This is a genomic window from Micromonospora zamorensis (assembly GCF_900090275.1).
GTDB classification, from domain to species: domain Bacteria; phylum Actinomycetota; class Actinomycetes; order Mycobacteriales; family Micromonosporaceae; genus Micromonospora; species Micromonospora zamorensis.
In genome coordinates this window covers 4,454,926-4,472,387 of the sequence record NZ_LT607755.1, presented here as the reverse complement: position 1 = coordinate 4,472,387, position 17,462 = coordinate 4,454,926, and the positions used below count along the sequence as shown (strand labels likewise).

Sequence of the window (17,462 nt, the reverse complement as noted above, 5' to 3'; positions counted from 1 at the left end):
GCACGACGGTTGATCTGTGGTGGGCACACAGCTGAACTGGGATCAGTACGCCACGGCGTGGGCGCGGTTGCACGGCGGGTTCGACCCTCGGGTCGCGGCCCCGGTGGTCCGCGCCTGGCTGCGATTCGCGTACCACGTCGGCTATGTGCTGGGCCGGCTGCGGGTCAGCCCGACCGCGGTCACAGTGGCCGGGGTGCTGCTCTGCTTCTGCGTACCGTTGCTGGTGACCCGCCCGGGCAACGGGCCCTTCCTGGGCGCGTTGTTCGTGCTGTTCGCCGCCGTGGCGGACAGCGTGGACGGTGCGGTGGCGGTCGCCACCAGCCGCACCACCCGGCTCGGCTACGTCTACGACTCGGTTGCCGACCGGCTCGGTGAGGTGGCGTGGTTGCTGGCGTTCTGGCTGCTCGGCGCGCCGGGCGCGCTGGTCGTCGCGGGTGGCGCGCTGTCCTGGCTGCACGAGTACGTCCGAGCCCGGGCGGTCGCCGCCGGCATGCGCGACATCGGCGCGGTCACCGTGGGCGAGCGTCCCACCCGGGTCTCGGTGGCGCTGGCCGGGCTGCTGGTCGCGGGGCTGGCCGGGCTGATCGAGCCGGAGCTGGCCGCCGGCACCATCACCATGGCGACCGCGGTGTGGGTGCTGTTGGCCGGGTTCGGCCTCGGGCAGCTGCTCTCCACCATCCGCCGCGCGCTGCTCGACGCCGGCTGAGCCCCGGAGCGTGCGGCCCCGCGCCTACCAGGCGGGGCCGATCTCGTCGGCGACGATCTGCGCGGAGAGGGTCACCATCGGCAACCCGCCGCCCGGGTGGGTGGAGCCGCCCACCAGCCACAATCCGTTGGCCGGGCCCCGGTTGGCGGGGCGGAGCAGCCCGCCGGCAGTGCCGTAGATCGAGCCACCCGGCGCTCCGGTCGCCGCGTCCAGGTCGGCCGGGGTGCGGACCTCGCGGAACAGCAGCCGGTCGCGCACGTCCATGCCGCGCCGCGCCAGCACGTCCAGGACCCGATCGGCGTACGCGTCGGCCAGCCCCGGCCGTCGCCAGTCGACAGCGCCCGCCGCGGTGCCCTGCCGAGGGGCGTTGACCAGCACGAACCACGCCTCATGTCCGGCCGGGCGGACCATCGGGTCGTCGGCCACGGTGACGAACACCGTCGGGTCGGCCGCCGGCCGGGCCCGTACGCCGCGCCCGGGGTCGCCGAAGATCGCGTCGAACTCCGCGTCGTAGTCGCGCGGGAAGAAGACATTGTGGTGGGCCAGCCCGGTGCTGCCGGAGACGCCGAGCAGCAGCACGAAGCCGGCGAGGCTGCGGTCGGTCAGCCCGGCCAGCCGACGCGGGTGCGGCAGCAGGTCACGGTAGACGGTGAGAGCGTCCACGTTGGCCACCACCACGTCGGCGGGCACCGGCGCGGTGACACCGGCGAGGCGTACCCCGTGCACCCGGCCACCGGTGGCGTCGATCCGGGTGACCGTGGCGTCGGTCTGCACGACCACGCCGAGGTCCAGGCAGCGGGTGAGCAGCGCGTCGGCGAGCGTGCCCAGCCCACCGCGCAGGTACCAGCCACCGAAGGCCAGCTCGGCGTACGGGACCGCGACCAGCGCCGCCGGGGCCCGACGCGGGTCGGCGCCGGTGTAGGTGGCGTACCGGTCCAGCATCATCCGCAGCCGCGGGTCGGACAGGTGCCGGCGGCCGAGGCCACGCAGGGTGCGGCCCGGGGCGATGGCGGCCAGGTCACCGACCCGCCAGGCCAGCGACGCGAGGTCGCGGGGGGAGTCGACGGTACGACGCAGGATGTCCCGCGAGGAGGCGTTCCACACTCGCGCGGCCCGACGCCACAGCCGCTGCCAGTCGGCTGCCGCCCGGTCGCCGAAGGCGGCACCGATCCGGGTGGCGAACTCCATCGGGTCGGCGCACGAGTCCAGTGCCGGGCCGCCGCCGGGGAAGACGTGCCGGACGATCGGGTCCAGCGGAACCAGGTCCAGGTATTCGTCGAGCTTCGCCCCGGTCGCCTCGAACAGGTCGTGGAAGACCTCGGGCAGGGTGAGCAGGCTCGGCCCGGTGTCGAAGTGGAACGACCCGGCCGGGGTGTCGTGCGTGTACCGGCCGAGCTTGCCGCCGACCGTGCCGGCCCGTTCGAAGACGGTCACCTGGTGCCCGGTGGCGGCCAGCCGGGCGGCGGTGGCGAGGCCACCCACCCCGGCGCCGACGACCACGATCCGCGCCATTCCGCGTCCTCCTAGCTGACCGGGCGACCCCGCCAGGTCAGGCGGCGTCGCTTTCGCAGATGGTACGACCGCAGGGTCAGCCAACCGAGGACCACGACCGACACGGGGTGTGCGAGCGCGTCGGGCCACCACCGGCCCCCCGTCGCCCGGGCGGTGAACACCCGCCCGGCCACCCCGAGCAGATAGCCGGCCAGGCCCGCGGCGACCACCCCCGGCGCGCCGGTCGCCACACCGGCCAGCGCGATCAGCGGCGGTGCGGTGTAGAGCAGCAGCAGCGACGCCACCACGGCCGCCGCCGCTCCCGGGTGCCCGAACGACGCCCAGAGCGACTTCGAGTACCCGTCGCGTAGCTGCGGCCAGTCGTCGTACATCCGGCAGGTGGCCAGCCGGGAGCCGTCGGCCAGGGCGATCCGCCCACCGGACCGCTTGACCGCCCGGGCCAGCTCGACGTCCTCCAGGATCTTGTCGGCGACCGCGACGTGCCCGCCGACGGCCGTGTAGCCGGCCCGGTCCAGCACCAGGAACTGGCCGCCCGCCGCGGCCAGCGACGGCCGCGACGAGCGCTCCATCGCGCGCAGCGGCAGGAAGGTCAGCCAGAGCCACTGCAGCAGCGGCTGCACCAGCCGGTCGGCCGCCGTCGCCACCACGATCCGGGGGTACGGCGACAGCAGCGTCGCGCGGGCGGCACGCAGCTCGGTGACGGCCGCGGCCACGGCGTGCGGGGCGAGCACCACGTCGGCGTCGACGAAGACCAGCGCGGTGGCGTCCGGGTCGGTCCGGGTGGCCAGTTGCCAGCAGGCGTGCGGCTTGCCCAGCCAGCCCGGCGGTGGGGCGACTCCGGTGAGAAGCGTCACCCGGGGGTCGTCGCCGGCCACCGCGCGGACCACGTCGGCGGTGCCGTCGGTGGACCCGTCGTCGAGGACCACGACGCGCAGCCCGGGTACGCCGCGTTGGGCGAGCAGGGCGCGCAGGCAGGGCGTGACCCGGTTGGCCTCGTCGCGCAGCGGCAGCAGCACGGCGACCCGCTCGTCGACCTCGTCGGGCCGGTCGGTGGGCCTGCGCAGCCAGCGGGTGGCGTTGAGCCAGGTGTGCCCGGTCAACGCGGCGATGGCGATGACCAGGGCGAGCAGGACGGTCATCGGGTCGCGTCGACGCCGGGCCGGTGCGGCTGGTGGTCCTCCCGGCGGGTGTCGCGAGCCCGCCGGGCACGCAGCAGGGTCACCGCCAGCGGTACGGCTGTCACCGACATGCCGGCGGCGCCCCAGAGCGCCGAGGCGGGCAGGTCGAGGAAGACGGCGTGGGCCAGGATGCTGGAGAAGTACGTCCACAGGTAGAGCGCGACCATCGGGTGATCCCGCCGATCGGTGTGCTCGGCCGCCGGCCCGGCCAGCGGGCGCAGCGCGCTCATCATCAGCACCGCGAAGAGCAGCCAGCCCAGGTAGTTGCTGACCGGGATGCCGGGCAGGCCGGGCAACGCCGGGGTGGCGTCCCGCCAGACCCAGTAGCCCTCGGCCACCATCTGCGGATCGAGGAAGAGATCCCAGGCGGCCAGCCCCACGGTGGCCAGCGCGATCCGTCGTACCCACAGCCCGACCGCCGACCCGCCGCGGCCTGTCCCCGATGTGCGGCCGCCGGCCGTCGCGCCGCTGCCGCCGGCCCGCGACGTGCTGCCGCCGGTCAGCCGGACCGCCGCCAGCCAGGCCGGCCAGGCCATCCAGGTCCAGGCCAGCGGAATGATCAGCGGCACTCCGGCCAGTTTGGGGCCCAGCTCGCCGGAGTAGTCGTAGCTGCCGAACGGCACCCCGGTGGCCACCCCGATCGCCTCGATCGCGAACCCGCCGCCGGTGGCCACCGCGACCAGCGCCGCCGCCATCCGAGGGCCCCGGCTGAGCAGCGCGTGGCCGACCGAGAGCAGCCACCCGAGCACGACGGTGGCCACGGTGAGCCCGGCCCTGGTGGCGCCGGTGGTGAGCGGGTAGCAGATCTGGGCGAGCACCAGGATGGCGAGCAGCGCCCAGGAGATCCGTCGGGTCATGACGCCGGTGGTTCGAGGGGCAGGTCCCGACCGAGTACGCCGAACGGCCGCTCGTCGCCGGGGAAGTGGAAGTTGCGCAGCACGTCGACGAAACCGAAGCGCCGGTACAACCGCCAGGCCCGTGAGGTCTGCTCGTCGGCCTCCGGGGTGGACAGCAGCGTGGTGTCACCCTCGGCCATGCCGAGCAGCGCGCGCAGTTGGCCGGCGCCCAGACCGTGCCCCTGCGCCGGCGGCCGGACGTGCAGCTCGACCACCTCGAAGCAGTGGGTGAGCCAGCGCTGGCGGGTCGGGGCGTCCAGTGCCCGGTGCACCTGGTCGTGCCACCACTGACCGGAGGCGCCCAGGTAGCCGTAACCGAAGCCGGCGAGGTGACCCTCGCTGGTCAGGCTGGCGACCGCCCGGAAACCCGGCCGGCGGACGTGGGTGGCGATGTAACCGCGCCGGGCCTCCAGCAGGTCGGTGCGGTATCCCATCGCCTCGCCGTAGACGGTCACCACGTCGTCCAGCCGCCGGACGAGATCGTCCGGCGTCCAGCGCACCAACCTCATGCCCGTCCACCCTTCACTGTTTCCGGGCCACCGTCGGCGACCCATCCGAGCACCGACCGGTCGCCGACCACGTCGCGCACCTCGAACCGGGCGAACAACTCCTCGGCGTACCAGCCCTCGGTGGGGGTTCGCATGATCGCCGCCCGGTGCTCCGGGTGACGGTACGCGAACGCCACCAGGTCCGTCGGGTCGCGCCACACGCTCACCGTGCCCTGCCAACCCAAGGGCGCCTCACCGACCCCGAACCGGGCCAACAGCCCGGGCGCGTCGCGCAGGGCGGCGGCCACCGGGGGGATCGCCCGCCAGAAGGTGGCTGCCCGGCGGACCCGCAGCCGAGCCCGGGTCAGCGCCAGCACCGGGCCGGTGACCCGGCCACCCGGTGGGTCACCGAACGGCCGCTGACCGGACCACTCGCCTCGGCTGGTCAGCGGGCGCAGGTCCACCCGTGCGGAGGCGTGGGCGATGCGCGCCCAGGCACGCCCGACCGCCGAGTCGTCGAAGCCGGCCGCCGCTGCGGGGGAGTCCCAGACGGTCAGCGCCGCCCACCGGGTCAGGTCGGCGTCCCCCGGCCCGAATCCGGTGCCGGTCCCGGTGCCCAGCAGCTTGCCGAACCGAACGCCCGGGAGGGAGCGCAACCGGCGTGGGTCCACCGCCATCCGGGTCAGCGCCCGGGGCAGCGCGGCGCGGGAGGTCCGCCACACGTGCAGCGTGACGAGCTCCGGTGCGGCGTTCACGCCACCTCGGCCGGGCTGCCGGCGGTGACCCGCAGCAGCTCGGTGTAGGTGGTCGGGAAGACCGCCTGCGGTACGCCACCCGCGGCCCAGATCTCGGGGTACGCCGTCAGCGCCGTGTCCACGAGGGTGCGCAGCGGGTGCGGGTGCCCGAGTGGGGCGACACCGCCGATCGGCTGCCCGGTGTGTGTCCGGACGAACTCCGGGGTGGCGCGGCGCAGCCGGGTGACGCCGAGCGACGCCGCCAGGCTGGCGGTGTCGACCCGGTGCGCGCCGGAGGTGAGCACGAGCAGCGGCGCGTCGTCCGCGTCGAAGATCAGTGAGTTGGCGATCTGGCCTACCTCGACGCCGAGCGCCTCGGCGGCCGCCGAGGCGGTGTGCACCGCGTCGGGAAGCAGGCGGACCGTGCTGGGCTCACCGGTGCCGTCGAGCGCGCCGACGGCGGTGAGCGCGTCCTGCACCGCTCGTACGTTCGGGTGTGGCTGCATGTCGCCATTCTTCCCGGTCAGTCGGCGACGGGTTCAGCCGACCACGTTGCATCCCGTCCCATCGGACCCAGCCCGACAGGTCCCGTTCGTGGTGAGTGACCGACCTTCGCGCCAAGATCCGCGCAACTTCCCTGGTGTTGCTGTCTCCGGCGCGCGGGAGGCAGCAACATCCCTGATGTTGTACGGATCTTCCTCGTCGATCTCGCTGGAGCGGCTGCGCGACTACGTGATGCGCTGGCAGCGTGGGGCGACCCCGGCCCGTTCCTCGTCCCGGCCGCCGGCCCGCCCGACTATCCGACCCCGAGCTGAGCCGCCGCGCTCGGTACGCACGCCTGGCGCGTCACACGTTGCATTTTCGTCGGAGGGGAGGTGTACTGTCAGGAGCAGTTAGAACGAGTGTTCGATTGCCTCGAACGCCCGTTCCAACCAGCCGGAGCGCGGCGTTTCGCGGCGCCAGCTCCGGGCGGTGTGGCTCCGCGGGCCGCACCTGGGTTTCCGGGCAGTCGCGAGCCTGGTCCCGACAGGCAGGATCGTCGCTCGCCGCCCACGACCCCCGGGCGGCGGGCGACGAACCCGCCGGTACGCCGGCCGGGTGTGGTGTGGGGAAGCATCCACACCCGGCCGGCCACACCCGGTGCGTCTTCCTCCGCACCACTCGACCTCGGCGTCTCGTCGGCGGCATCAGCGCGCCGGGGCGACGCCTCGGCCATGTGGAGGAGACATCCATGCCGACCAACTCGGCTCAGGCACCGACGGTGCCGGCGCACGTGCTGCCGCACCGCACCCCCGCCCAGCTGCTCACGTTGGCCCGGCGTGGGCTGGTCGAGGCCGGCCAGACCCGACCTGACGGTCTGCGTTATGCGGCTGCCCACCTGGCGGCGCTGCGCGCGGCGGCCGCCCTGCTCGCCGCGCGTGCCCGACCCGCGCCAAGCCGACGCAACCGGATCACCAGCGTCTGGGTCCTCCTCTGCGCCGTCGCTCCGGAGCTCGACGAGTGGTCCCGGTTCTTCGCCGCCGGCGCCAGCAAGCGCGCCGCCGCCGAGGCCGGCATCCCCCGGGTGGTCAGCGCCCGGGAGGCCGACGATCTGCTCCGTGCCGCCGAACAGTTCGTCACGGTGGTGGAGACCGCACTCGGCGTTGCCCACCAACCGGCCCTGGACGGCCTCGCCGCCTGATCCCGCCGTGCCACCGACCGCCCTGCGGGGGGAGCCGGGCGGCCGGTGGCACGGCGTGCCGGTCCTGATCTGATCCACAGCAACGACGGGGGAGTTGGTCCAATGGCGGGCCGCATGGTGGTCGGTTCCGCCGCACTGGCCGATCTGGTGCGCCCGGCGAGCGCGCCCGACCAGGTCGGCGGGCACCGGGTGCTGCCGGTGGTGCCCGAGCTGACCGGTCTGCTGCCCAACCGAGGCCTGCGCCGGGGCAGCACCATCGCGGTTGCCGCCGGCCAGCCCCGGCGCAGCGGTGGCACCTCGCTGATGTTGGCTCTGCTCGCCGAGGCCTCCCGGGCCGGCTCGTGGTGCGCCGTGGTCGGTGTGCCGACGTTCGGCGCGGGCGCGGCCGCCGAGCTGGGCATCGCCCTGGACCGGCTGGCCCTGGTGCCGAATCCCGGCCCCGAGTGGGCCACAGTGGTCGCCGCGCTGATCGACGGGGTGGACGTCGTGGTCACCACCGTGCCGGCCGCTGTCTCCGCCTCGGTCGCCACCCGGTTGGCCGCCCGGGCGCGGCAGCGCGGCAGTGTGCTCGTCCCGTACGGCCGGTGGGACGGCGCGGACGTGACGTTGCAGGTGGTCCGTGGAGTCTGGGAAGGGCTCGGGCATGGCCGGGGGCGGTTGCGCCGCCGGGAGGTCACCGTCTCGGCGCGCGGGCGCGGGGCGGCTGCCCGACCAAAGGAGATCAAGGTCTGGCTGCCGGGCGACGAGCTGACCCGGGTGATCCCGCGTGTGATGCCGTCGACAGTGGGCCGTCCGGCCGCGCCGCTCGCCCTGGTCGGTCGGGAGTGACCGGCACGCCGGCACGGACCCTGCTGCTGTGGTGCCCGGACTGGCCGGTGCTCGCCGCCGAGATCGTCGACGGGGTGCCGGCCACCGGCCCGGTCGCCGTGCTGCACGCCAACCGGGTGGTCGCCTGCTCCGAGCGGGCCCGCGCCGAGGGGGTGCGCCGAGGGCTGCGCAAACGGGAGGCGCAGGGTCGCTGCCCGCAGCTCACCGTCGTGGATTACGACCCGGGTCGGGACGCCCGGGCATTCGAGCCGGTGGTCGCCGCGGTGGAGGAGCTGGTCGCCGGCGTCGAGGTGGTCCGTCCGGGCGCCTGCGCGGTGGCCGCCCGCGGGCCGAGCCGTTACCTCGGTGGCGAGGAGGCGGCCGCCGAGCGGATCATCGAGCACGTCGCCCAGTCGTGCCTGGTGGAGAGCCAGGTCGGCATCGCCGACGGGGTGTTCGCGGCCGGGTTGGCCGCTCGCTCCGATCGGGTGGTGCCACCGGGTGGGACACCGGAGTTCCTGGCCGGGTTGCCGGTCGAGGCGCTCGGCCGCTCGGCGCTGGCCGACCTGCTGCGGCGGCTCGGTGTGCGCAGTCTCGGCGACTTCGCCGCGCTGCCGGCTGGCGACGTGCTGGCCCGGTTCGGGTTCGACGGTGCGCTGGCCCATCGGCTGGCCGCCGGGCGGGACCACCGCCCACTCGCCGTCCGGCAGCCGCCGGCCGACCTGACGGTGACCGCCGAGCAGGACGAGCCGATCGACCGGGTCGACGTGGCCGCGTTCGTGGCCCGGGCGTTGGCTGAGCAGCTGCATGAGCGGCTGGCCGGGCACGGGCTGGCCTGCACCCGGCTCGGCATCGAGGCGGTCACCGAGCACGGGCAGGAGCTGCACCGGGTGTGGCGGCACGACGGCCTGCTCACCGCCGCGGCCATCGCCGACCGGGTGCGCTGGCAGCTCGACGGGTGGCTCTCCGGCAGCAGTGGCCGCACCGGCGCCCGACCGGCCCGACCGACGGCCGGCATCATCCGGCTGCGACTGATCCCGGACGGGGTGATCGCCCAGGCCGGTCTGCAGGCCGGCCTGTGGGGGGAGACCGGCGAGGAGCGGGAACGGGCGCACCGGGCGCTGAGCCGGGTGCAGGGCATCCTCGGCCCGGAAGCGGTGGTCACCGCGGTGCTCGGCGGTGGTCGCTCCCCGGCCGACCAGGTGCGGTTGGTGCCGTGGGGCGACGAACGCCTCCCCACGCGTCCCGGTCCGGCACCGTTGCCTGGCGAGCCGATCGCGCGTCTCGGCCCGGCACTGCTGTCCGGCGAGCCGATCGCGCGTCCCGGTCCGGCGCCGTTGCCTGGCGCGCCGATCGCGCGTCCCGGCCGGGCACCGCTGTCCGGCGAGTCGATCGCCAGTGGCGGCGGCCGGGCCGTCAGTGCCGGTCGGCCTGCCGACCACAGTGCCGGCGGGGTTCCACCATGGCCCGGCCGGCTGCCGGCGCCCGCGCCGGCTGTGGTGCTGCCCAGCCCGCTCGCCGCGACCGTGCACGACGCCGCTGGTGAGGCGGTGGTGATCAGCGCGCGGCTGGCGGTGAGCGCTCCGCCCGCCCGGCTGGTGGTCGGCACCGGCCGGCCGGCGGAGATCGTCGGCTGGGTCGGCCCGTGGCCGGTGGACGAGCGGTGGTGGGCTCCGGCCGAGGCTCGGCGGCGGGCACGGTTCCAGGTCTGCCTGGCCGACGGCACCGCCCTGCTGCTCGCCGTCGAGGCCGGGCAGTGGTTGGTGGAGGCGATCTATGACTGAGCGTCCAGCCGGGCTTGATCGACTCGGCATTCCGAAAGTCGGGGTGTCCCGCCGACCCGGACAGCCCGACTTCCCGGAGGTCGAGTCGATCAGGGTGAGGGTGCGGGAATGAGCTTCCACAACCCGAAGATGCCCTGGTCGGAGCTGGAACGGGTGCTCTCCGGGCGGGGCAGTGGCAGCTCCGGGCGGGGCGACGGCGGGTCGGGCGGCTCCGGCGGCGGGCAGTCGCGCGACGAGCGGCACCTGCACGTGGTGGACCCGCTCGCCGTGGACGCCGACGGGGGAGACTCCCCGGCCTGGAGCCGCCACCGTGAGCGGTACCAGCCACCGGAGCTGACCCGCCCCGACGGGGTGGTGCCCTACGCGGAGCTGCACGCGCACACCAACTTCAGCTTCCTCGACGGTGCCAGCCATCCCGAGGAGCTGGCCGAGGAGGCGGCCCGGCTGGGGCTCACCGCGCTCGCCGTCACCGACCACGACGGCTTCTACGGGGTGGTCCGCTTCGCCGAGGCGGCCCGCACGCTGGGCCTGCCGACCATCTTCGGCGCGGAGCTGTCCCTCGGGCTGCCCGGCCCGCAGAACGGCGAACCCGACCCGCACGGCGCGCACCTGCTGGTGCTCGCCCACGGCCATGAGGGGTACGCCCGGCTGGCCACCACCATCGCCCGCGCCCAACTGCGCGGCGGGGAGAAGGGCCGCCCGGTCTACGGAGAGTTGGAGGAGGTCGCCGCCGAGCTACGCGATCACGTGCTGGTGCTGACCGGTTGCCGCAAGGGGCACGTGCCGGGCGCGCTGCTCACCGAGGGGGTGGACGCGGCGGCCCGCGAGCTGGACCGGCTGACCGCGCTCTTCGGTGCGGAGACGGTGGCGGTGGAGCTGACCGACCACGGCCATCCTGTCGACGCCGACCGCAACGACGCGCTCGCCGACCTGGCCACCGCGGCCGGGCTGCCGACGGTGGCCAGCAACAACGTGCACTACGCCACGCCCGGCCGGCGTCGGCTGGCCACCACCGTCGCCGCCGTCCGGGCCCGACGCAGCCTGGACGAGATCGACGGCTGGCTGCCCGCGGCGGCCACCGCCCACCTGCGCAGCGGCGCGGAGATGGCGGCCCGGTTCGCCGCGTACCCGGGTGCGGTGGCGCGGGCCGCCGAGTTCGGCGCCGAGTTGGCCTTCGACCTCCAGCTCGTCGCGCCGCAGTTGCCGGCGTACCCGGTGCCACCGGGGCACACGGAGATGAGCTGGCTGCGGAAGCTGACCGCCGACGGGGCACGGGAGCGCTACGGGCCGCCGCAGGCGCACCCGACGGCGTACGCGCAACTCGACCACGAGTTGAACATGATCGAGGAGTTGGGCTTCCCCGGCTACTTCCTGGTGGTCTACGACATCGTCACGTTCTGCCGTGAGCAGGACATCTACTGCCAGGGCCGAGGTTCGGCGGCCAACTCGGCGGTCTGCTACGCGTTGCGGATCACCAATGTGGACGCGGTCCGGCACCGGTTGCTCTTCGAGCGGTTCCTCGCCCCGGAACGCGACGGCCCACCGGACATCGACGTGGACATCGAGTCCGACCGTCGGGAGGAGGTGATCCAGCACGTCTACACCCGCTACGGCCGGGAGCACGCCGCCCAGGTCGCCAACGTCATCTCCTACCGGCCCCGGTCGGCGGTGCGCGACGTGGCCAAGGCGTTCGGCTACTCGCCGGGGCAGCAGGACGCCTGGAGCAAGCAGATCGACAGGTGGGGCTCGGTCGCCACTGTCGACGTGGAGAACATCCCGGAGCAGGTGGTGGAGTACGCCAACGAGTTGCAGACGTTCCCACGGCACCTGGGCATCCACTCCGGCGGCATGGTGATCTGCGACCGGCCGGTGATCGAGGTCTGCCCGGTGGAGTGGGGGCGGATGCCCGGGCGCAGCGTCCTGCAGTGGGACAAGGACGACTGTGCGGCGGTCGGCCTGGTCAAGTTCGACCTGCTCGGGCTGGGCATGCTCTCCGCCCTGCACTACGGCTACGACATGATCGGCCAGAGCCTCGACCTGGGTGACATGACGCTGGACGACCCGGAGGTCTACGACATGCTCTGCCGGGCCGACTCGGTCGGGGTGTTCCAGGTGGAGAGCCGCGCCCAGATGGCCACCCTGCCCCGGCTCAAGCCCCGCGAGTTCTACGACCTGGTGGTCGAGGTGGCGTTGATCCGGCCCGGCCCGATCCAGGGCGGTTCGGTGCACCCGTTCATCCGGCGCAAGAACGGCCAGGAGCCGGTGACCTTCGCGCACCCGCTGATGCGCAACGCCCTGGAGAAGACCCTGGGTGTGCCGCTGTTCCAGGAGCAGTTGATGCAGCTCGCCATCGACCTGGCCGGCTTCGACGCGGCAGAGGCCGACCAGTTGCGCCGGGCGATGGGCGCCAAACGGTCGGTCGAGCGGATGACCCGTATCGCCGACCGGCTCTACGCCGGGATGGCCGAGCGGGGCATCACCGGTGAGTTGGCCGACGACGTCTACCGCAAGCTCACCGCGTTCGCCAGTTACGGCTTCCCGGAGAGCCACGCGATGAGCTTCGCCTACCTGGTCTACGCCAGTTCCTGGCTCAAGCGTTACCACCCGGCGCCGTTCCTGGCCGCGCTGCTCAACGCCCAGCCGATGGGTTTCTACTCCCCACAGACCCTGGTCGACGACGCCCGTCGGCACGGGGTGGAGGTTCGTCGCCCGGACATCAACGCCAGTGCGGCGTTGGCGGTGCTGGAGTCCACCCCGGACACCCGGTGGGGCAGCGGGCCGGGGGAGCCGCCGCACGCCTGGGGGTTGGGCGGCCCGGCGGTCCGGCTCGGCCTGTCCAGCGTACGGACCCTCGGCGCCGACGTGGCCGAGCGGATCGAGGCCGAACGGGCGGTCGGTGGGCCGTACCGGGACATGCCTGACCTGGCCCGGCGGGTCGGTCTCACCGCCGCGCAGCTGGAGGCGTTGGCCACCGCGGACGCCTTCGCCTGTTTCGGGCTGACCCGGCGGCAGGCGCTGTGGGCTGCCGGCGCGGCCGCCCAGGACCGGCCGGGACGGCTGCCCGGCACGGTGACCGGCGCGGCGGCGCCCACGCTGCCCGGGATGGAGGCGGTGGACCGGCTGGTCGCCGACGTGTGGGCCACCGGGCTGTCGCCGGAGAGCCATCCCGCCCGGTTCATCCGGGGTCAGCTCGACGTGCTCGGCGCGGTGCCGATCGCCCGGCTCGGCCGGGTGGAGCCCGGCCAGCGGATCCGGGTCGGTGGCATCGTCACCCACCGGCAACGTCCGGCGACCGCGGGCGGGGTCACCTTCCTCAACCTGGAGGACGAGACCGGGATGCTCAACGTCACCTGTTCGTCGGGGTTGTGGCAGCGCTACCGGCGGGTGGCCCGCACCAGCGCCGCGCTGGTGGTCCGGGGGCGGTTGCAGCGGCACGAGGGGGTGACCAATCTGGTCGCCGACCGACTGGACGCCATCGAGCCGCCGGTCAGCCCCGCCTCCCGTGACTTCCGCTGAGAGAGTGATCCACATTACGGTTTCCCGGGTCGTTGGGCGGGAGACTCGTCACGAGCGGGCAGAGTCGCCCGTGATCCGTGAGGGGGAATGACAAGTGACGGGCAATCACGCGTACACCGGTGGAATCGCCAACGCCCGGCGGACCCGGCTGGGTGCCGGTTGGGTGCCGTCGCACCTCGCCGACCCCCGGGAGTACGAGGTGACCAACGGCCCGGTGGCCAACGAGCGCCGGTCCCAGGCGGAGGACGAGGCCGAAGGCACCGAGTCCTGACCGACCCTGGCACCGCACACCCGACCGGACGTGTGGCGGGTGCGCCCGCCACACGTCCGCAGCGAGGATGGACCAGGTGACTAGGCTCGACCGGGTGGAGCAGACCCGAGGCCGGTTCGCCGGGCCGCCGCTGACCCCCCGTACCGCCGTGATCTGGTCGGTGCTCCGCGCCGAGCTGGACCGGCGCGGCGACGCCGAGCTGACCGTGCTGGACGTGGGCGGCGGCACCGGCGGTTTCGCCGTTCCGCTGGCCCGCGCCGGGCACCGCGTCACAGTGGTCGACGCCAGCCCCGACGCGCTCGCCGCGCTCACCCGCCGGGCCGCCGAGGCCGGCGTGGCCGACCGGATCGCCGCCGTGCAGGGCGACGGCGACGCCCTCGCCGGGCTGGTCGAGCCGGCCGGCGTCGACCTGGTCCTCTGCCACTCCGTGCTGGAGGTGGTCGACGATCCGGCGCCGGTGGTGACCGCGCTGGCCACCGCGCTGCGCCCGGGCGGCGCGGCCAGTGTGCTCGTGGCCGGGCGGGCCGCCGCCGTGCTGGGCCGCGCGATGAACGGCCACCTCGACGTCGCGACCGCGCTGGCCGCCGACCCGGCCGGCACCGCCGGACCACGGGACACGCTGCGCCGACGCTACGACGCCCCGGGCGCCGCCGCGCTGCTCGGCGCCGCCGGTCTCGTGGTCGAGGAGATCCACGGGGTACGCGTGCTCGCCGACCTGCTGCCGGCCGCGGTCGCCGACGGGCAGTCCGCCGCCCTGGTCGAGTTGGAACGCGCGCTGGCCGCCCAACCTCCGTACCGGGACCTGGCCGCCCAACTGCACCTCTTCGCCCGCCGGCCGGCATGAGCGACTCGCCACCTGCCGCGCCGCTGACGGTCCTCGGGCCGCACCACGGCGGCGGCCGTCTCGCCGACGTGCTGCCCAGCGCGCTCGCCGTGCTGGGCGTTCCCGGCTCGGCCGACCCGCTCGGGCTCGTCCCCGCGTTGGCCGGGGTACGCCGGATCGCCGTGCTGCTGGTCGACGGGCTCGGCTGGTACCAGCTGCCGACCGCCGCCCCGTACGCGCCGACCCTCGCCGGGCTCGCCGCGACGGTGGCCCGGCCGATCATCGCCGGTTTCCCGTCCACCACACCGACCAGCCTGGTGACACTGGGCACGGGCGTCGCACCGGGCGCGCACGGGGTGCTCGGCTTCACCGTGCGGGTGCCCGGCACCGACCGGGTGCTCACCCACACCGACTGGGCCGCGGACCCGTCGCCGCTGCACTGGCAGCCGGTGCCCACCCAGTTGGAACGGGCCCGCGCCGCCGGTGTGACGGTGACAGTGGTGAGCCGGCCGGAGTTCGGCGGCAGTGGGCTGACCCTCGCGGCCAACCGGGGCGGCGACTTCCGGGGCGCCGCCGGTGGGGACGCGGTGGCCGCCGCCATGCTGGCCGCGCTGGCCGCCGGCCCGGGCCCGACCCTGGTCTCCGGCTACCACGCCGACCTGGACTGGCACGGCCACCTCAGCGGCGTCGACTCAGCACCCTGGCGGGTCGCCGCCACCGAGGTGGACGCCCTGATCGCCCGGTTGGTCGACGGCCTGCCGCCGGACGCGGCACTGCTGGTGACCGCCGATCACGGCCAGCTCGACATTCCCGCCGACCACCGCTTCGACCTGGACACCGACCCACGGCTGCGCGCCGGGGTGCGGGTGGTGGCCGGTGAGGCCCGGGTGCGCTACCTGCACGTCGAGGAGGGCGCGGTCGACGATGTGCGGGCCGCCTGGTCCGAGGTGCTGGGCGACGCGGCGCGGGTACGCACCCGCGACGAGGTGGTGGCCACCGGCTGGTTCGGTCCGGTGCCCGAGGAACACCTGGGGCGGATCGGCGACGTGGTGGTGACCTGCAACGACACGTACGCGGTCATGGCCAGCCGCACCGAGCGGCCGATGGCGTCGAAGCTGGTGGCGTACCACGGGTCGGACACCGCGGCCGAGCTGACCGTGCCCCTGCTGGTCGTCCACGGCTGACCGGCATACCGGTGCGGCCCGCCGGTGGCTGGTGGTGTCGTACCTTCGGGTTAACCTGCCGGGATGGGCCGCAGCCAGTCGTTGCCCCGGGGCGACGACGATCCGCGCTTCGGGCCGGACGCCGACGACTCCGGCAGCCCGATCCTGCATGTCGACATGGATGCGTTCTTCGCCGCCGTCGAGGTGCGCCGCCGACCCGAGCTGCGCGGCCGGCCGGTGGTCGTCGGCGGCGTCGGGCCACGCGGGGTGGTCAGCTCGGCCAGCTACGAGGCCCGTCGGTACGGCGTGCGCAGCGCGATGCCGACCAGTCAGGCCCGAGCCCGGTGCCCGCACGCCGTCTACCTGCCACCTGACTTCACCGCCTACACCGAGGCCTCCCGGGCGGTCATGCAGATCTTCCGCGACGTCACCCCGCTGGTCGAGCCGCTGTCCCTCGACGAGGCGTTCCTCGACGTGACCGGCGCCCGCCGGCTCTTCGGCTCCCCGGCCACCATCGCCCGGCTGATCCGCCGTCGGGTCGCGACCGAGCAGGCGCTGACCTGCTCGGTCGGGGTGGCGCCGAGCAAGTTCGTGGCCAAGCTGGGTTCCACCCGGGCCAAGCCGGACGGGCTGCTGGTGGTGCCCCCGGGGCAGGTGCTCGACTTCCTGCACCCGTTGCCGGTGGACGCGCTGTGGGGGGTGGGGGAGCGCGCCGCCGAGTCGCTGCGCCGGCTCGGCCTGACCACCGTCGGCGATCTCGCCGAGGCGCCGGTGGGCATGATCCGCCGTGCGGTCGGCGCCGCCTCGGCGGCACACCTGCACGAGTTGGCTTGGGGACGGGACCCGCGCGGGGTCAGCCCGGAGCACGTCGACAAGTCGATCGGCGCCGAGGTGACCTTCGACGTCGACGTGGCCGACCCGCTGGAGATCCGCCGCGCGCTGCTCGCGCTCAGCGCGAAGGTCGGCGTCCGGCTGCGAGGCTCCGGGCAGGTTGGGCGCACCGTCGCCCTCAAGGTCCGGCTGGCCGACTTCCGCACCGTGAGCCGCTCTCGCACCCTCGACGTGCCCACCGACACCGCCCGCGAGATGTTCGACACGGTTTGGGCGCTCTACACCGTTTTGGACCCAGGCGAGCGGATCCGACTCGTCGGTGTCCGGGTCGAAGGGCTCGCCCCGGCGCAGGGCGCTCCCCGGCAGCTCACCCTCGGCGCGCCCGAGCATGGTTGGCGCGAAGCGGAAGCTGCCGTGGACGCCGCTGCTGCCCGTTTCGGGCGGTCCGTCATAGGTCCGGCCAGTCTGATGGGCGACCGTGACAGCCGTCGAAACGAAAATCCACCCCACCCGTAGGTCGTCCCGCTTTCCGACGCGCGAGCCCCCTCGTAGACTTGCGGGTAAGCAGCCGGATGGCTGCCACGGTCTGTCGGCCCGAATGGGCCCGACCAACGTGACCGGGGAGGAGTGCCGTGCCGCTCTCGGAGCACGAGCAGCGGCTGTTCGAGCAGATCGAGCAGTCGCTTGCCGAGGACCCCAAATTCGCCTCGGCCGTGCGCGCCAGCGATCCGCGCTTCCATGCGCGGCGTCGCCTGCTCGTCGCCGCCGGCGTCATCATCGCTGGCTTGGCTCTACTGGTCTATGGCGCGGTGATCAAGACTCCACCGCTGGCGGTGGCGGGCTTCGTCGTCATGCTGGCGTCGGCCGCGTTCGCGTACCAGTCGCACCGGCGGGCACAATCACCTGACCTGCACGTGGTGGGCGGCACGACGAGTCGTCGTCGCCCCCGCGGTGGCCGATCCGGTCGCAAGTCGTCACTCCTGGACCGCATGGAGGACAGGTGGCGGCAGCGCCCGGAGGGACACCGGTAGGCCGGTCCCGCCCCTGAGGCGGGACGTACGCCGCTGAGGCG

General features: G+C 74.4%; 16 protein-coding genes. 10 read left to right on the top strand and 6 right to left on the bottom strand.

Annotated elements, in window-relative coordinates:
- The first annotated feature begins 16 nt into the window (after positions 1-16).
- Entirely contained in the window at positions 17-706 is a 690-nt protein-coding gene (locus tag GA0070619_RS19575) for a CDP-alcohol phosphatidyltransferase family protein (RefSeq protein ID WP_088949407.1), read from the top strand.
- A gap of 24 nt (positions 707-730) precedes the next feature.
- On the opposite strand, the gene GA0070619_RS19570 is transcribed toward GA0070619_RS19575, so the two are convergent.
- The 6 genes from GA0070619_RS19570 to GA0070619_RS19545 are packed head-to-tail and all read right to left on the bottom strand — an operon-like array spanning position 731 to position 6,020.
- On the bottom strand, positions 731-2,218 hold the full coding sequence (locus GA0070619_RS19570) for a phytoene desaturase family protein (RefSeq protein ID WP_088949406.1): 1,488 nt from the start codon (positions 2,216-2,218) through the stop codon (positions 731-733).
- 11 nt (positions 2,219-2,229) lie between these two features.
- Positions 2,230-3,357, bottom strand: a complete 1,128-nt coding sequence (locus GA0070619_RS19565; RefSeq protein ID WP_088949405.1) for a glycosyltransferase family 2 protein — start codon at positions 3,355-3,357, stop codon at positions 2,230-2,232.
- Positions 3,354-4,253: a carotenoid biosynthesis protein gene (locus GA0070619_RS19560; protein WP_088949404.1), complete on the bottom strand. Its 900-nt coding sequence runs from the start codon at positions 4,251-4,253 to the stop codon at positions 3,354-3,356. The genes GA0070619_RS19565 and GA0070619_RS19560 overlap by 4 nt, the downstream gene beginning before the upstream one ends.
- Entirely contained in the window at positions 4,250-4,801 is a 552-nt protein-coding gene (locus GA0070619_RS19555) for a GNAT family N-acetyltransferase (protein WP_088949403.1), read from the bottom strand. Before GA0070619_RS19555 ends, GA0070619_RS19560 begins: the two co-directional genes overlap by 4 nt.
- Positions 4,798-5,535, bottom strand: a complete 738-nt coding sequence (locus GA0070619_RS19550; protein ID WP_088949402.1) for a monooxygenase — start codon at positions 5,533-5,535, stop codon at positions 4,798-4,800. Before GA0070619_RS19550 ends, GA0070619_RS19555 begins: the two co-directional genes overlap by 4 nt.
- Positions 5,532-6,020 (bottom strand): YbaK/EbsC family protein, encoded by a 489-nt coding sequence (locus GA0070619_RS19545; protein ID WP_088949401.1) that lies wholly within the window; start codon positions 6,018-6,020, stop codon positions 5,532-5,534. The genes GA0070619_RS19550 and GA0070619_RS19545 overlap by 4 nt, the downstream gene beginning before the upstream one ends.
- 725 nt (positions 6,021-6,745) lie before the next feature.
- Here GA0070619_RS19545 and GA0070619_RS19540 point away from each other — a divergent pair.
- From GA0070619_RS19540 to GA0070619_RS19505, 9 genes are all read left to right on the top strand, one after another.
- Positions 6,746-7,195: an SAV_6107 family HEPN domain-containing protein gene (locus GA0070619_RS19540; RefSeq protein WP_088949400.1), complete on the top strand. Its 450-nt coding sequence runs from the start codon at positions 6,746-6,748 to the stop codon at positions 7,193-7,195.
- A 102-nt stretch (positions 7,196-7,297) separates the two neighbouring features.
- On the top strand, positions 7,298-8,023 hold the full coding sequence (locus GA0070619_RS19535; protein WP_088949399.1) for a hypothetical protein: 726 nt from the start codon (positions 7,298-7,300) through the stop codon (positions 8,021-8,023).
- Entirely contained in the window at positions 8,020-9,786 is a 1,767-nt protein-coding gene (locus GA0070619_RS19530) for a DNA polymerase Y family protein (protein WP_088949398.1), read from the top strand. The genes GA0070619_RS19535 and GA0070619_RS19530 overlap by 4 nt, the downstream gene beginning before the upstream one ends.
- A gap of 108 nt (positions 9,787-9,894) precedes the next feature.
- A complete protein-coding gene (locus tag GA0070619_RS19525; RefSeq protein WP_088949397.1) occupies positions 9,895-13,302 on the top strand; it encodes an error-prone DNA polymerase in 3,408 nt (1,135 codons plus the stop codon).
- 94 nt (positions 13,303-13,396) lie between these two features.
- Complete coding sequence (locus GA0070619_RS32850; protein WP_172862076.1) at positions 13,397-13,573, top strand: hypothetical protein; 177 nt, start codon at positions 13,397-13,399, stop codon at positions 13,571-13,573.
- Positions 13,574-13,640: 67 nt separating this feature from the next.
- The gene (locus GA0070619_RS19520) at positions 13,641-14,417 is read left to right on the top strand and encodes a methyltransferase domain-containing protein (protein ID WP_172862075.1); all 777 of its coding nucleotides are present in this window, start codon (positions 13,641-13,643) and stop codon (positions 14,415-14,417) included.
- Positions 14,414-15,580: an alkaline phosphatase family protein gene (locus GA0070619_RS19515; RefSeq protein WP_088949396.1), complete on the top strand. Its 1,167-nt coding sequence runs from the start codon at positions 14,414-14,416 to the stop codon at positions 15,578-15,580. The genes GA0070619_RS19520 and GA0070619_RS19515 overlap by 4 nt, the downstream gene beginning before the upstream one ends.
- A 63-nt stretch (positions 15,581-15,643) precedes the next feature.
- Positions 15,644-16,906, top strand: a complete 1,263-nt coding sequence (locus GA0070619_RS19510) for a DNA polymerase IV (protein WP_088949395.1) — start codon at positions 15,644-15,646, stop codon at positions 16,904-16,906.
- Positions 16,907-17,022: 116 nt separating this feature from the next.
- A complete protein-coding gene (locus GA0070619_RS19505; protein ID WP_088949394.1) occupies positions 17,023-17,421 on the top strand; it encodes a DUF3040 domain-containing protein in 399 nt (132 codons plus the stop codon).
- Positions 17,422-17,462: the final 41 nt, after the last annotated feature.

Bases quoted from the DNA above. Each gene is read 5' to 3' on its own strand.
- GA0070619_RS19570 (WP_088949406.1), bottom strand. From the start codon at position 2,218: ATGGCGCGGATCGTGGTCGTCGGCGCCGGGGTGGGTGGCCTCGCCACC.
- GA0070619_RS19565 (WP_088949405.1), bottom strand. From the start codon at position 3,357: ATGACCGTCCTGCTCGCCCTGGTCATCGCCATCGCCGCGTTGACCGGG.
- GA0070619_RS19560 (WP_088949404.1), bottom strand. From the start codon at position 4,253: ATGACCCGACGGATCTCCTGGGCGCTGCTCGCCATCCTGGTGCTCGCC.
- GA0070619_RS19555 (WP_088949403.1), bottom strand. From the start codon at position 4,801: ATGAGGTTGGTGCGCTGGACGCCGGACGATCTCGTCCGGCGGCTGGAC.
- GA0070619_RS19545 (WP_088949401.1), bottom strand. From the start codon at position 6,020: ATGCAGCCACACCCGAACGTACGAGCGGTGCAGGACGCGCTCACCGCC.
- GA0070619_RS19540 (WP_088949400.1), top strand. From the start codon at position 6,746: ATGCCGACCAACTCGGCTCAGGCACCGACGGTGCCGGCGCACGTGCTG.
- GA0070619_RS19535 (WP_088949399.1), top strand. From the start codon at position 7,298: ATGGCGGGCCGCATGGTGGTCGGTTCCGCCGCACTGGCCGATCTGGTG.
- GA0070619_RS19525 (WP_088949397.1), top strand. From the start codon at position 9,895: ATGAGCTTCCACAACCCGAAGATGCCCTGGTCGGAGCTGGAACGGGTG.
- GA0070619_RS19520 (WP_172862075.1), top strand. From the start codon at position 13,641: ATGGACCAGGTGACTAGGCTCGACCGGGTGGAGCAGACCCGAGGCCGG.
- GA0070619_RS19515 (WP_088949396.1), top strand. From the start codon at position 14,414: ATGAGCGACTCGCCACCTGCCGCGCCGCTGACGGTCCTCGGGCCGCAC.
- GA0070619_RS19510 (WP_088949395.1), top strand. From the start codon at position 15,644: ATGGGCCGCAGCCAGTCGTTGCCCCGGGGCGACGACGATCCGCGCTTC.